General features: G+C 50.4%; 13 protein-coding genes. 8 read left to right on the plus strand and 5 right to left on the minus strand.

All coding sequences use genetic code 11. The features are described 5' to 3' along the window. A complete protein-coding gene (locus tag DXU84_RS06560; RefSeq protein WP_112197646.1) occupies nucleotides 1-1,260 on the plus strand; it encodes an aspartate aminotransferase family protein in 1,260 nt (419 codons plus the stop codon). A gap of 272 nt (nucleotides 1,261-1,532) precedes the next feature. Beyond that, complete coding sequence (locus DXU84_RS06565) at nucleotides 1,533-2,657, plus strand: GGDEF domain-containing protein (RefSeq protein ID WP_112151475.1); 1,125 nt, start codon at nucleotides 1,533-1,535, stop codon at nucleotides 2,655-2,657. Nucleotides 2,658-2,812: 155 nt separating this feature from the next. Here DXU84_RS06565 and DXU84_RS06570 read toward each other — a convergent pair whose 3' ends face one another. Together DXU84_RS06570 and DXU84_RS06575 are read right to left on the minus strand one after the other, a co-directional pair. Beyond that, nucleotides 2,813-3,487 carry a GntR family transcriptional regulator gene (locus tag DXU84_RS06570; protein WP_153375148.1) on the minus strand — a complete coding sequence of 225 codons (675 nt, stop codon included), beginning with the start codon at nucleotides 3,485-3,487 and terminating at the stop codon, nucleotides 2,813-2,815. A gap of 175 nt (nucleotides 3,488-3,662) precedes the next feature. Further along, nucleotides 3,663-5,120, minus strand: a complete 1,458-nt coding sequence (locus tag DXU84_RS06575) for a sugar porter family MFS transporter (RefSeq protein WP_013578006.1) — start codon at nucleotides 5,118-5,120, stop codon at nucleotides 3,663-3,665. A gap of 348 nt (nucleotides 5,121-5,468) precedes the next feature. Between DXU84_RS06575 and DXU84_RS06580 the strand changes: the two genes are divergently transcribed. The 5 genes from DXU84_RS06580 to fabV all read left to right on the plus strand — a co-directional run bounded on the left by DXU84_RS06580 (nucleotide 5,469) and on the right by fabV (nucleotide 11,584). Then, nucleotides 5,469-7,844: a DMSO/selenate family reductase complex A subunit gene (locus DXU84_RS06580; RefSeq protein WP_153375150.1), complete on the plus strand. Its 2,376-nt coding sequence runs from the start codon at nucleotides 5,469-5,471 to the stop codon at nucleotides 7,842-7,844. Next, the gene (locus tag DXU84_RS06585; protein WP_014416626.1) at nucleotides 7,841-8,461 is read left to right on the plus strand and encodes a DMSO/selenate family reductase complex B subunit; all 621 of its coding nucleotides are present in this window, start codon (nucleotides 7,841-7,843) and stop codon (nucleotides 8,459-8,461) included. The genes DXU84_RS06580 and DXU84_RS06585 overlap by 4 nt, the downstream gene beginning before the upstream one ends. A 2-nt stretch (nucleotides 8,462-8,463) precedes the next feature. Beyond that, a complete protein-coding gene (locus tag DXU84_RS06590) occupies nucleotides 8,464-9,309 on the plus strand; it encodes a DmsC/YnfH family molybdoenzyme membrane anchor subunit (protein ID WP_153375152.1) in 846 nt (281 codons plus the stop codon). After that, nucleotides 9,309-10,190, plus strand: a complete 882-nt coding sequence (locus tag DXU84_RS06595) for a 4Fe-4S binding protein (protein ID WP_014416628.1) — start codon at nucleotides 9,309-9,311, stop codon at nucleotides 10,188-10,190. The genes DXU84_RS06590 and DXU84_RS06595 overlap by 1 nt, the downstream gene beginning before the upstream one ends. A gap of 197 nt (nucleotides 10,191-10,387) precedes the next feature. Further along, complete coding sequence (gene fabV / locus DXU84_RS06600; RefSeq protein WP_153375154.1) at nucleotides 10,388-11,584, plus strand: enoyl-ACP reductase FabV; 1,197 nt, start codon at nucleotides 10,388-10,390, stop codon at nucleotides 11,582-11,584. A gap of 124 nt (nucleotides 11,585-11,708) precedes the next feature. Here fabV and DXU84_RS06605 read toward each other — a convergent pair whose 3' ends face one another. The 3 genes from DXU84_RS06605 to DXU84_RS06615 all read right to left on the minus strand — a co-directional run bounded on the left by DXU84_RS06605 (nucleotide 11,709) and on the right by DXU84_RS06615 (nucleotide 12,934). After that, on the minus strand, nucleotides 11,709-12,011 hold the full coding sequence (locus DXU84_RS06605) for a TM2 domain-containing protein (protein ID WP_013578013.1): 303 nt from the start codon (nucleotides 12,009-12,011) through the stop codon (nucleotides 11,709-11,711). 213 nt (nucleotides 12,012-12,224) lie between these two features. Next, nucleotides 12,225-12,530 (minus strand): DUF1471 domain-containing protein, encoded by a 306-nt coding sequence (locus DXU84_RS06610; RefSeq protein WP_014416631.1) that lies wholly within the window; start codon nucleotides 12,528-12,530, stop codon nucleotides 12,225-12,227. Nucleotides 12,531-12,673: 143 nt separating this feature from the next. After that, nucleotides 12,674-12,934, minus strand: coding sequence for a helix-turn-helix domain-containing protein (locus tag DXU84_RS06615; RefSeq protein ID WP_081481120.1), 261 nt, complete (start codon nucleotides 12,932-12,934; stop codon nucleotides 12,674-12,676). 240 nt (nucleotides 12,935-13,174) lie between these two features. Between DXU84_RS06615 and DXU84_RS06620 the strand changes: the two genes are divergently transcribed. Next, complete coding sequence (locus DXU84_RS06620) at nucleotides 13,175-14,452, plus strand: PTS ascorbate transporter subunit IIC (RefSeq protein WP_013578016.1); 1,278 nt, start codon at nucleotides 13,175-13,177, stop codon at nucleotides 14,450-14,452. Nucleotides 14,453-14,527: the final 75 nt, after the last annotated feature.

The raw sequence follows: 14,527 nt of genomic DNA on the forward strand, positions 1-14,527 counted from the left end.
ATGCTCACTCCGAAACAGGTTTTAGAAGGTCGTCAGCAATTTCTTGGCGGCGGTTACCGGCTGTTTTATCAGGAACCGCTGCATGTGGTGCGCGGCGAAGGCGTCTGGTTATATGACAGCGAAGGACGGCGCTATCTGGATGCTTACAATAATGTTGCGTCTGCCGGTCATTGCCATCCGGCGGTGGTTGAAGCCATCACCACGCAGGCCGCGCAACTCAATACACACACGCGTTATCTGAATGATGCGATTGTCGAATTTGCTGAAGATTTCCTGACCGAGTTTCCTCCTGAGCTGCGCAACCTGACCATGACCTGCACCGGCAGCGAAGCCAACGATCTGGCGCTGCGTGTCGCACGACAAATTACCGGCGGGCAGGGCGTTATTGTGACGAGCTGGGCGTATCACGGTGTGACCAGCGCGCTGGCAGAACTTTCCCCCTCGCTTGGTGACGGGTTTGAGCAAGGCAAAAATGTCTGGCTGACTGATGCGCCGGACACGTTCCGCCATCCCGGCGTATTCTCTGCGGGCGTGGAGCGCGCGCTGGAAGAAATGAAACACGCGGGCGTGAAACCGGCGGCGTTGTTAGTGGACACGATTTTCTCCAGTGATGGTGTATTCAGCCCGGACCCGCTGGACATGCAGCGCGCCGTCGGGCTGGTGCGTGCGGCAGGTGGATTATTTATCGCAGACGAAGTGCAGCCCGGTTTTGGCCGTACCGGCAGCCAGCGCTGGGGCTTCGCCCGCTACGGCGTGACGCCTGACCTGGTCAGTCTGGGCAAACCGATGGGTAACGGTCATCCGGTCGCCGGGCTGGTCGGCAGACCGGAACTGTTTGCGGAATTTGGCCGCCGTCAGCGCTATTTCAATACTTTCGGCGGTAACCCGGTTTCCTGCCGCGCCGCGCATGCCGTTTTACAGATTTTACGTCGTGAAGAGTTGCAGCAGAATGCGCAGATGACCGGCGCAATCTTGCGTGAAGGGCTACAAAAACTGGCGCAACGTTATCCGGTCATCGGCGATGTACGCGGCGACGGTTTGTTTATCGGTGTGGAACTGGTGAGCGATCAGCGCAATACGCCTGCGCCGGAACTGGCGGCATTTATCGTCAATGAAATGCGCCAGAAACAGGTTTTGATTAGTGCTACGGGACCGGCGGCGAATGTCCTGAAAATTCGCCCGCCGCTGGTCTTCCAGCCGGAACACGCGACGCTGTTGCTGCAAACACTGGCAAGCGTGCTGGCGGAGATGCCGGGATAAGGAACGCACATTTGCGAAACCGAATGTGCTATAGAATTCAGGAACATCGGCTATCCGCGTAATGTATGCGCCTTTAGCTGATGAGGTACTGAATGTCGGGTCTTGAATGTAGCGATTTAAAAATCTTAGTCAATTCATAACAAAAACAGAGTTAACTCTTTATCAAAAAGATCTTTGTTGAAGACCTGGTGAGTGGTATTTTAAAATCACATGAGGGAATTATAAATTACTTGAATGTATTAAGAATGTGATGGTTACTCAGGGAGTAAAGAATGATTTATTCAAGTTGGAAGTGGGTAGTATTACTCCCGTTACTTACAAAACCTGTTTCATTTGTTTTATTTGGTGGTGTGGTTTCTTCACTTATTATTTTCCCTTTATTGTACAGCCAGGATGTTCAGGAGTGGAAAGGCAATATTAATAACATTCAAAATATGGGCAGCTTTTATGATTCAGATAATTTGCAAGGAGATATCTCAGCAGGAAACTATATCAGGAATCCTTCACAATACACTGAGGTGCAAGTTAAGACTTTACTGTTCTCTAAGTCAGGAAATCCGCAAGAATGTAACGCCAAAATCCGAGAGTTTTTAACTTCAGTCAAAAAAATACAGCCTCATAATATTCCCGTTGTATTAAATAGAGTGTGTGCTAATCGTGGATTTGCTATCGGAAGGTTTGCTGATGAGAATACCATCATTTCTATTTTACCCTTGCATGATAAAGGCTACAGTTTAGTCGGGGTTAAAATACGTAAATACTCCATTCTGGGAAAACCCGCTTTCTCGAAATCTATAATGAATTTTTCGAACGTCTGGCCTGCATTAATTATTATCATTTTATCAATGGTTATTAGCTACTTACTGTCATTAATAGCAGGAGGATATCTCCGGGTCCTCAATGAATATGCATCTAAAGATGGATTAACAGGATGTTTACGAAGGGAGGCATTTTACGCGAAAGCAAGTTACGAATTAGAAAAATCCAAGAAAAATAACGTGCCTTTTAGTGTTTTAGTGATCGACCTCGATCATTTAAGAGACGTGAATAACACCTATGGCCATGCCAAAGGTGATACGGCTATTTCTCTGATTGCTGAAACAATACTTAAGAGCTTACGTGGAACTGACTTTGTTGGCAGGGTGGGAGGCGATGAATTTATCGTTATACTTAAAGATACCACACCTGCAGATGCATTATTAATCGCAAACAGGATCCGTCATTCAGTGAAGAGTTTAAAACTTGATGATTTATCTTTATCGGTAAGTATCGGTATCTCTCAGTGTGAGAAACAGAATGCAACATTACAAGAAATCATTTCTAAAGCCGATACGAATCTCTATCTGGCAAAGCGTCAGAGAAATGAAGTTGTTTTTGAAAATAATATCCTCAGGTAATTTCTGTTGTTACAGTATGCCAGATACTGCTGGCTGATGTTTTCTTCTATGTGTCAAATAAATGCGATTTCACTTAATACATTAAAAAGAGTCCGCGAGATAATCTCAGACCCCCTGAATACCCTTTTTTCTCAGCGCATACGTTAGCACGCACGCTACAGGACTTCGCGACTTACGCTCAGAAACTCGACCATCTTCTGGCTGCCGTCGAGAATGTCTTCCTGAATGGCACGCCTGGCGGTTGCGCCGTCGCCTTTACGCAGTGCAATCAAAATCTCTTCGTGATGTTCAATGGCCATACGTTGTGAGAAATGAGCATAAGCCTGTGCAATCAGCGGGCCGGTGCGCATCCATAAACTGTCGATGAAATTGCTTAAAAGGGGCATCCGCGCACTTTGTGAGAGCATCAGATGGAACTCGCTGTTGAGGCGCAGTGCTTCGGGCAAATCTTCGCTGCTGATGGCTTTGCGGTTATCTTTAATATTCTGCGTAATCCGTTGCAACTCATATTCCGTTACCGATTGCGCTGCTTTCTCCGCCCCGAGACCTTCCAGTTCCAGCCGTAAGGTGCGAATTTCCTGATATTGCTGTTCATCGAGCTGCGGTACGCGGATGTCTTTCGGGGTACGCATTTCCAGCGCCTGTTCTTTGGCCAGCTGTAAAATCGCATCCCGCACCGGCGTGACACTGGTACCCACCTGTTCGGCCAGTTCGCGGATACGTAAACGATCATTAGGTTTCAGGCGGCCGGTAATCAGTGCCTCGCGCAAGGTGGCGTAAACGCTGCTGCCCAGATAGGCGTGATTAATTGAGTTGATGGGATAATTCAAAAGTTCACCGTAGCAATGAGAGTGCGCATACCCGGAGTTGGGAAGAGGCCGTGGAAAACGATTATACAACATGATGCATCAAATGTGAGGATGGCGGGGGCAGCCTTTTCTTTCTTTTGAAGCGACTGCCTGGCCAGATATCATGCTGACCAGGCAGGGTTATTACATGACCAGCTTAACTTCCTGCTTCCTGCGGAGCAGGGTCATCCTGCAAGTGCTTTTTAAAGTGTTTCTCAATCTGTTCTAACGTTTTACCCTGCGTTTCAGGCGCAAAGATAATGGCAAATATTCCGCCTGCGACACCGATGGCGGCAAAGCAGAAGAATGACATCGTCAGCCCGATAGACTCCAGCATGATCGGGAACATAAAGGCGATGGAGAAGTTGGTCATCTGCATGGCAAATACCGATACGCCGTTAGCCATGCCGCGGATGCGCATCGGGAACATTTCCGACAGCAGCAGCCAGGTAACAGGCGACAACGCGCCCTGCTGGAAGCACAGGAAAATCAGCATACCGCCAAGTACCAGATAGCTGCGAACCGCATCGGGATGACCGTTGACAGTTTCCGGCATCAGCCAGGTGACTAATCCGATGGCAAGCAGCGTCAGGGTACAGCCGATCTGACCGGTCAGCAGCAGCGGACGGCGCCCGAAACGGCTGAGCAGCATGATGCCCACAAACGTCATGATCACTGAGATGACCCCGTTGGCGATAGTCGCCATCAGAGACGCATTAGTGCTTAACCCCGTGGCCTGCAACATGGTCGGTGCGTAGAACATAATGGTATTCACGCCGGAGAGTTGTTGCAGCATGGCGATACCAATCCCCAGAAACACCAGACGTTTCATCCACACGGAGATAGTCTTCTGGCGGCGGGAATGCTTCTCGCTTTTGGAACTCATGGAACTGCGGATCTCGCTCAGCTCTTTCTCTACTCTGCCTGCCTTACGGGTACGCTCCAGCACGTCACGCGCTTCGCGATAGCGGCCGTGCATGGCATACCAGCGCGGAGTATCAGGCAGGAAAAGCATCCCGACCCACAACACCACCGCCGGAACGCAGGCGACACCCAGCATCCAGCGCCAGGTGGTTTCGCCACCCCACACTTCGTTGATGGCCGCATTACTGGTATACGCAATCAGCTGGCCGGAGACGATCATCAGTTCCTGTAATGTAACGAACTGCCAGCGGCGATGAGAGGGGACGATTTCCGCGATATAGATGGGCACAATCGCTGCCGCGCCACCGACTGCCAGCCCCAGAATAAACCGGCAGATAATCATAATCACGACGTTGGGCGCCGTGGCACAACCGAGCGAACCGGCCATAAAGATCAGTGCCATCACCAGAATGACTTTCTTACGCCCGAAACGGTCAGCCACGCGACCAGCACAGACTGCACCCACAGCCGAACCCAGTATCAGGAAGCTGGTGACCATCCCGGTTGTTAACGATGTCAGATGCAGATCGTGCTTCATGAACAGCAAAGCACCGGCAATCACCCCGGTATCGTAGCCAAAAAGTAAGCCACCCAGGGTGGCAATAAAGGCAATTACTTTCACCAGCGGTTCGGTCGGTTGCGAGGCTTTCGCCGCATCATCCCGACCGCCACTGTTTATTTTCTCACTCACAGATGCTCCCTAATCATTACTTTTATTATGGTTTTTGTGTGACTCATGTCACACATTATAAATCTAACGCATAATCCGGATATTGAAAGGAAACGGGAAAAATGAAGGGAAACGAAGGCTGGTGGCGCTGAATTTAACGGGGGAAATATTACTTTTTTGTGACGAGATATTCGTAAAAGTGATTAGTAATGCTTAACAAATAAACATCAAAAATGTCAGGCTCCATCAAACGATGATGAGGCCTCTATTCTTACCTAAAAGTGAGGCACAGCGCGCATTGGTTTGATATCCCACAAGGAATAATTTGAGTTAAGCGTGGGAAGATCTTTTCCTTTTTGAGCCAATGTTATGAAAAATAAATGTGACATAATTTCAAATATTACCCGGCGTGATTTCGTCAAGGTCAGCAGCATGGTGGCTGCGCTTCCTCTGGCCGGATTCAAATTCAGTCATGCCGTCGATAAATCTTCTGTTACCCCTTCAGGATTAGCGCCATCTCCGGTCAACGTGGTGGCGACATGTAGTACGTTTGACTGCGGTGGAAAATGTGATATCCGGGCGCATGTTCAGGACGGCGCAGTTATTCAAATTACCACGCGGCCTGACGCAGAACTTGACCCGGCCATGCCGGTGATGCGTGCCTGTGTCCGTGGACGGAGTTACCGGAAGTTTGTCTATCATCCTGATCGTCTGAAATATCCGATGAAGCGCGTTGGCAAACGCGGTGAAGGCAAATTTGTCCGGATAAGCTGGGATGAGGCGACGACGCTTATCGCTGAAAATCTGCAACGTATTACTGCAAAATACGGCCCGTCATCGCGCTACGTGCATGTCGGGACCGCAGTCAGCGGCGGTGCCTTCTCCGGCGATACTATGGCCCGCCGGTTATTGAATCTGACCGGCGGTCATCTCAGTTCCTACCATTCTGTCAGTATGGGAAATACGGCGGCGGCGACGCCCTACACCTACGGCACGGCGGCGAGCGGTAACACGCTGGATACGCTGGCAGATACGCCGCTGGTGATCCTGTGGGGGCATAATCCGACTGAAACCATTTTTGGTCACACCAATCACTATTTTCAGCAGATGAAGCAAAACGGCACGCGCTTCATTGTGGTAGATCCGCGCTATTCAGATACCGCTTCTTCGCTGGCGGATGAATGGATCCCGCTGCGTCCTTCAACAGATAACGCGCTTATGGATGCGATGATGTACGTCATCGTCAGCGAAAATCTGCACGATAAAGCCTTCATTGCGCGCTATACGCTCGGATTTGATGAAAGCTCAATGCCGGAAGGCGTGCCGCCGAACGAATCGCTGATGGCGTATCTGACAGGTGCTAAAGATGGCGTGAAAAAAACGCCAGAATGGGCAGAAGTGATCACCCATGTTCCTGCTCAGACCATCCGCCGGCTGGCCAGAGAGTATGCAACAACCAAACCTGCCGCACTGATCCAGGGCTGGGGGCCACAGCGGCATAATTGTGGCGAACGTACCGCGCGCGGCTCGACGCTGCTGGCCACCCTTACCGGGAATGTTGGGGTCAAAGGCGGCTGGGCGGGCGGTTACGGCGGCATTGGCAACCGTAAATTCACCACGGGGCCGGAGATGCCGGACAATCCGGTGAAACAAAAAATCTCGGTGATGAACTGGGTACAGGCAGCCGATGACGCGAGCCTTGTCACACCAAAGGACGGGCTGACCGGCGGGGGAAAACTCGACAGCAATATCCGCATTCTTTTCTCTCTCGCGGGTAATTATCTGGCTAACCAGAACCCGGATATCCATCAGGCCGTAAAGGTGCTCGAAGATGAATCGAAAATTGAATTCATTGTTGCCAGCGATCTTTACCTCACGCCAAGCGCTAAATATGTCGATCTGCTGCTGCCGGAAACCAGCTTTATGGAACGCTGGAATATCGGTGAAACCTGGGGCACCGGCAATTATCTGATGTTGTCTGAAAAACTGATTGAACCCCCATTTGAAAGCCGGTCGGATTACGACTGGTTACGCGAGGTGGCAGCAAAACTGGGCGTCGAACAGGAATTCAGTCAGGGGCGTACGGAGAAAGAATGGATTGTCCACATCTGGGAGAAAACCCGTCAGGCGATGCCGCAGGAGGAACTGCCGACCTTTGAACAATTGCAGGTCACCCGCCGACATCTTTTCAAAAGCGCGCCGCATGTGGCGTTTGAAGATAATATCCGCGACCCGAAAAACCATCCTTTCCAGACACCTTCCGGCAAAATCGAGATTTTCTCGCGCAGGCTTTATGACATGAATCACCCGGAAATCCCGGCGTTATCGCACTATGTGCCCGCTCACGAAGGGCCGGAGGATGCACTGTCGGCGCGATTCCCATTGCAGCTGATTACCTGGAAAGGCAAAAACCGGGCGAACTCGACGCAGTATGCCAACCCGTGGTTGCAGGAAGTGCAGACACAAAAACTGTGGATCAATCCGCTGGATGCCCAACGGCGCGGTATCGCGCAGGGCGACAGCGTACGTATTCACAATGACCGTGGTGTGACGCAAATTCCGGCGGAAGTGACTCAGCGGATTATGCCCGGTGTGGTGGCGATGCAGGCTGGTGCCTGGTGGCAGCCGGATGCCAGCGGTGTCGATCACGGCGGTTGCGCCAACGTACTCAGTTCGGCGCGTATTACCGCGCTGGCGAAAGGGAATTCCCATCAAACCATGCTTGTGGAGGTTGTTAAGGCATGAGCCAGTTTATTGATTATCCACCGGTCAGCGGCCGCCAGCTCGGCTTCTTTATCGATTCCTCACGTTGTTCCGGCTGTAAAGCCTGTCAGGTCGCCTGCAAAGATAAAAACAATCTTGAAGTGGGCAGGCGTTTTCGCCGTATCTATGAAATCAAAGGGGGCGGTTTCATCCCCACAGGCATGGGCGGAATGATCAACAACGTGTACGCCTATACGCTGTCTATTTCCTGCAATCACTGCAAAGACCCGGTTTGTACTAAAAATTGCCCGACCACGGCCATGCATAAACGTCCTGGTGACGGCATTGTGCGGGTGAATACCGATAAATGCGTCGGTTGCGGATACTGTGCGTGGTCTTGCCCGTACGGTGCTCCTCAGCTGAATACGCAGACCGGTCAGATGTCGAAATGTGATTTCTGTGTCGATTTGCAGGCAAGCGGTCAGCAGCCGGTATGCGTCTCAACCTGTCCGTTAGGTGCGATCAAATTTGGTCCGATCGATGAATTACGGACGAAATACGGCAGCCTCTGTGATGTTCAGGGATTGCCAGATTCAGCGCTCACTCACCCCAATCTGGTCATCAAACCGCACCAGGGTGCAGAAAAAGGGAGTCAATAATCATGCAGGAATGGCCACTGATCGTCTTTACGTTGCTGATCCAGCTTTCCGTAGGCAGCACGCTTTTCACCACATTTATCCTGATGTATGCCGCTGACAGCCTGAATACGCAGGAAAAATGGCGCGTTGCAGTACCTGCCATGTTGCTGGCTTTTGTCGCCGGTGCGCTGGGCCTTGTCGCTTCAACCGCGCATCTGGGCTATCCGCTGAATGCCTTTCATGCGCTGAGTCATATCAGCAGTTCCTGGCTGAGCCGGGAAATCGTTTTCGCCAGTCTTTATCTCGGTATTCTGGGGTTGACCACGCTGATTGGGCTGGTAGCAAAACGCGTCGCGACTTCTCTTATGCTGCTCGCTTCTCTTTTGGGCCTGATTGATCTCTTCTGCATGAGCGCGATTTACGTCCATGCGTCTGTCGCGACCTGGATGCACATCAATACTTACGTGATGTTTTACGCAACCGCGCTGAGTCTGGGGGCCATCACCGCGCTGTGGCGGCTTTCCCGCTGCCCGTGGCTGCCCTGGAAACAGGCGAGGAGGATCTCGGTTATCTGCGGTGGCGCGCTGATCGCCGTTACGCTGGCGCGCCTGCTGGAACAACCGATCTACCTTGAGTCTCTGAACGGTGTGAGCCGCGATGCGGTGACATTCCCGCATCAGCCGCTGGTGGCTTTCGCTCAGTCCGGCACGTTGCGGTTGATGGCGTGGGTGATACTGACTGTAGGCACGATTATCACGGCGTGCAGCCTGCAAACGCACCGTATTGGCCGCTTACTGCTGGTGACGGGCGGGACGGCGGTGTTACTGGCAGAAATCATGCTGCGTTTTAACTTCTTCAGCATTCACTGATGCGTGTGTTTTCGCTTCATGCCAGTCCGCGCATGATGTGCGCCGGACGGGCATGCGTGCGCAATACGGTGAAAAATAGCCGCTGCGTGGCCTGTGCAGATGTTTGCCCGACAGGGGCCGTTACGCTCAATGAAGAAGGCATGATAGAGATGGATCCGCAGGCCTGTATCGGCTGCGGTTATTGTCTTTTTAACTGCCCCACCGGTGCGCCGGAGGGCATTGCACCGCCGCAAAGGCATTATCGCGCTGACCGGCTGGTGATGCCGCTCAGCACCCTTGCGCCCTGTACTGAAGAATTGCTGATGTGGCACAGCGAATACGGCATCCGTTTTGTTGAGATGAAAGCGGAAAGCGCGGCTGGCTGGTTTAAGGCCATCGCCACGCTGAATGTTCGCCTGAAACGAATGCAGGAACCGCTGTGGAATATTGTGCCACCGTCCCGGCAAACGATGAACGGTTCACGCCGCCGGTGGTTGCATCTTAAAAACGAAGGCGCTTCTGCCGGTAACGTACCTGTCGGGCGTCGGTTCAGGCGCGCCCGTTTTACACAGATCAGTGAATATCACGTTGATCTCGATAAACACCGTTGCGTACTCTGCGGCGCCTGTAGCCGTGTCTGTCCCGAACAAGCCATCCGCCTGGATAATCTGGCATTAACGCTGGATCCTGTGAAATGTACCGGTTGTGGCAACTGCGAGGCGGTGTGCTTTGATGGCGCTATCTCCGTATCCGCGCGTGAAAACAGTGAAAGTACGTTAACCGTTTCCAGGCTTGAACAAGCACAATGCCGGGTGTGTGGCTGCATATTTCCCGCCTGGTCTGCGCAGGATAATGAATGTGCGGTATGCCGCCGCCATGCTTTTGGAATGCGTGAGGCCTGAAATGAACATCCCGGCGGGACTGCGTTACACTACAGAGATAATTTTTGGCTCAAATTTTATGCTTTCTGCCGAAAAAGAGCCTGTTTTCGGGTCAGAGAACTCTGTTTACACGGCGAAGAAGCGTCAGGTTTTGCCTGAAACGGCGCAAACCTATATTCTATCGGCCAATTTACTGAGACAGTTGCAATGAGGTCTATATGATTATCAAACCACGCATCCGTGGCTTTATCTGTGTTACTGCCCATCCGGAAGGTTGCAAGGCGAACGTTAAAGAACAAATCGACTACGTTACCGCGCAAGGCAAAATCGCAGGCGGTCCTAAAAAAGTCCTGGTGATCGGCGCTTCTACCGGTTACGGCCTCGCTGCCCGCATCTCAGCTGCTTTTGGTTCTGACGCAGCAACGCTGGGTATCTTCTTCGAACGTCCGGGCGATGAATCCAAAACCGCCACTGCGGGCTGGTATAACTCAGCCGCATTCGAAGAATTTGCTAATGCCAAAGGTCTGTACGCAAAAAGCATCAACGGCGATGCGTTCTCTGACGAAGTGAAGCAAAAGACCATTGAGCTGATCAAACAAGATTTGGGTCAGGTTGATCTGGTGGTTTACAGCCTGGCTGCGCCACGTCGCACCCATCCTAAAACCGGTGAAGTGTTCAACTCCACCCTGAAACCAATCGGTAAGCAAGTCACTATTCGTGGCATCAACACCGACAAAGAAACCATCAACGAAACCACGCTGGAACCGGCAACGCCTGAAGAAATCGCGGGCACCGTGGCAGTGATGGGTGGCGAAGACTGGCAGATGTGGATCGACGATCTGAAGGCTGCCGGTGTGCTGGCTGAAGGCGCGAAAACTACCGCGTTCACCTATCTGGGTGAAGAAGTGACGCAGGACATTTACTGGAACGGTTCTATCGGTGAAGCCAAGAAGGATCTGGACAAACGTGTTCTGGATATCCGTAGCACACTGGCAGAGCAGGGCGGCGACGCACGCGTTTCCGTACTGAAAGCCGTTGTGACGCAGGCGAGTTCTGCTATTCCTGTGATGCCACTGTACCTGTCACTGCTGTTCAAAGTGATGAAAGAGAAGGGCACGCACGAAGGTTGTATCGAGCAGGTTTACGGTCTGTACAAAGACAGCCTGTACGGCGCTGAGCCGCTGGTCGACAACGAAGGCCGTCTGCGCGCTGACCTGAAAGAGATCGCGCCAGAAGTGCAGGCTGAAGTGGGTAAACTGTGGAATGAAGTCACCAACGATAACATCGCGGAACTGACTGATTTTGCAGGCTACAAAAGCGAATTTATGCGTCTGTTCGGCTTTGGCCTGAACGGTGTTGATTATGCTGCCGACACCAATCCTGACGTGAAAATCAAACATCTGATTCAGATGTAATCTGATTTAGCGTACAGAGATTATGCGAACCCGCATCTGCCGAAAGGTGGGTGTGGGTTTTTTAATGTTTGGTAGATTTCAAAAAGCCACTTTGAAAGCGGCTTTTATAATCAGATAGCTAAACTCAACCGTATTTTTTGGCGAAGTTTTCATCTGAATCGCACAGATAAATAATGAATTCAATGAATGCAATTATTGAAGGAATAAACGTCCAGCAGAAGATGAGGTATAAGAACCCTTGCCCGATTTTACCCAGATAGAACTTATGAACACCAAAACCACCCAGGAAGAAAGCTAACAACGCTGCAGCAACCCTGCTTTTAGTCCCCTGAGGATTAATACTTTGAGTGGCGCCACAATGAGGGCATGATTTAGCCGACTCGTGGATCTCCTTTCCGCATCCTCTACAAAAAACCATAGATCCCATTTCTATTTCCTTACATGTTATTATTCGGACTAATCTTACCCGTAATTATCATTAAGAAAAAGAGAATGATGATGCTCCAGGCTGATGGGGCGGCGCTCCACCCGTGTACCGCGCGGCTAATGAATGGTCTTCAATATGCTTTCTCATCAATAAATAACGCCGCAAACCCTAAAGCCTGCGGCGTTCTTATTTCATGACACTCTGCTCTGCACATCAGCCATAGGCCACTTTGTGATTGATATGGTAAAAGGTCGCGGTGGCAGCCATAACGTGTTGCTGCTCTTTACCCGGTTTGTGCGATTCCACATTGGTAATGTGGTAGCCGACAGCGCCTGCATCCAGTGCTTTTTTAACAAATGCATTGTTGAGTTCTTCCATGGAGGTAGCCCAGGACACCGTGCTCACGCCGACAGCTTGCAGCGAGGCGATCTCGCGATGTGATAACCCTGAGCGGACCAAAACAGGCTTAACCGCTTTGGGTGAGAATATGGATAAGACATCATTCACTAAGCCTTTCATGGATTTACTCCTCATCAGGTCATTTTTCTAAATCGGATATTAAGCCGCACCGTTAATCGATCGTTGTGATGACGCATCTGAGATATTTAACGGGCGTGAGGTTAATAAATACCTTTTCATGTAATGACCTTTAGCTTTAATTGCTAATTCTTTGTTAGGCAACCTCCCGCCACAATTAACACGAAAGTAACAGAGGATATTTTCACCTGGTTACAGGTCATGTATTTTTGAAATGAGTGCAAGAAGGGGCACATTTCACGCCCTGTCTGCAGTATGCGCATTTCACCTTTCGTCCACGGTCCGGAGAGTGCGCTGGATAGCGTCGAAGGATTCAGACCCACGGCGCGGGAAGCGGCGGCCAGCATTGCGCTAGCGCCAGACCGGTGTCCTCTTGTTATGTCCATTCCAAAACACGTTAAAAAATGCCTTCTGCTCCACTAATTGCGAGTCACTTCACATCATCCCTTTCACGAACTCTATATAAAACACCGTGCCAAATAAAAAGAAACATTGTTTCATAAAAACAAATTTCGAATGACGTCTGAGCAAGGATGAATGAGGAATGTTGAAAAAATGTAACGATAAAGTTTCTTATAAAAAGGCCGCAACTTTCAATCAATATAAATTCAATGAAAGAGGGGAAGATGGAAATATTTCTGAGTTTGGTTAAAACACCGGCTGTTATCATTGCGATTATCGCATTTCTGGGATTGGTTTTTCAAAAAGCATCGGTATCAAGAATCATCACCGGAACGGCACTTTCTTTTATCGGATTTACCATGATAAAGGTCGGTGGTTCAATCTTAATGAAAGTGTTAACGGCTTTTAGCACCTTGTTTTCTAACGCCTTTAACATTGTTGGTGTGGTGCCGAGTAATGAAGCCATCATGGCAGCAACCATCGATCAGATTGGTTCAACGGCAGCGATAATTCTGTTGTTCTCTATGGTGATTAATATTCTTCTGGCCCGCTTTACGCGTCTGAAATTTATCTATCTCTCGCTGCATCTTGTCCTGTTTATGTCCTTTGCATTAACAGCAGTGCTGATGCAACTGGGTTATAGCTATTATCCCATTATTATCATCTCGTCGATTTTCATCGGTCTTTATATGGCCGCTTCTCCGTTTTTCCTGAACAGATTTAGCCGTGAAATCATCGGTTCTGACGAATATGCCATTTCTCACGCAGCCATATCTTCATATATCATCGGTTCATATATGGGGAAATGGTTCGGTAATAAAAAGACCGATACAGAACATCTCAAAATCAGTAACAAGTTTGATTTCCTGCGTGAACCCAATATCGCCACGCTTTTAACGATGCTGGTTCTTCTGCTGATATCCTGTGTATTCGCTACGCAACCGCAGATCAAAACGGCGATGACGCTTGTGTATGGCGCCGGTGCGGCAGATAAAAATACGATTATTTTTATTCTTGAGCAGTCGGCTGTGTTTGCTTGCGGTCTGTATCTCGCCAAAGCAGGCGTCAATTTATTTACGGCGGAAATCGTACCGGCGTTTAAAGGATTCTCACGAGTTTTCGCACCTGGCGCGGTCCCGGCGGTGGATGTCATGGTGCTTTTCACTAAAGCGCCAAATGCCACGTTGATTGGTTTTCTGGTGAGCTTCTCTGTGGAACTGGCCTGTATTCTCATTTTCCCGTTTGTCGGATTGCCCATTATTGTTCCGGGCATTATGGCGAGCTTTATTACGGGAGGCGCGGCGGCCATCTTCGGTAACGCCACCGGCGGTTTCCGTGGCGCGATTATTGCCAGTGGTATCAACGGACTGCTGTTATGTGTGTTACCTGCACTGACGTTGCCATTATTCTCACATCTTGGTGCGCAGGGTGTCACATTTGCTGACCCTGATTTCACCCTCTCTTCGCTGATTCTGGACCATCTGATGGGGCTGTTTAAGTAACCACAAAGGCGTCTCGTTATCAGCAGGCCGTCACGGCGATTGATGCCCGGCCTCACTCACAGGCTGGCAAAAAAT

It is taken from the genome of Rahnella sp. RcJ3 (assembly GCF_009498575.1).
Lineage (GTDB): Bacteria > Pseudomonadota > Gammaproteobacteria > Enterobacterales > Enterobacteriaceae > Rahnella > Rahnella aceris.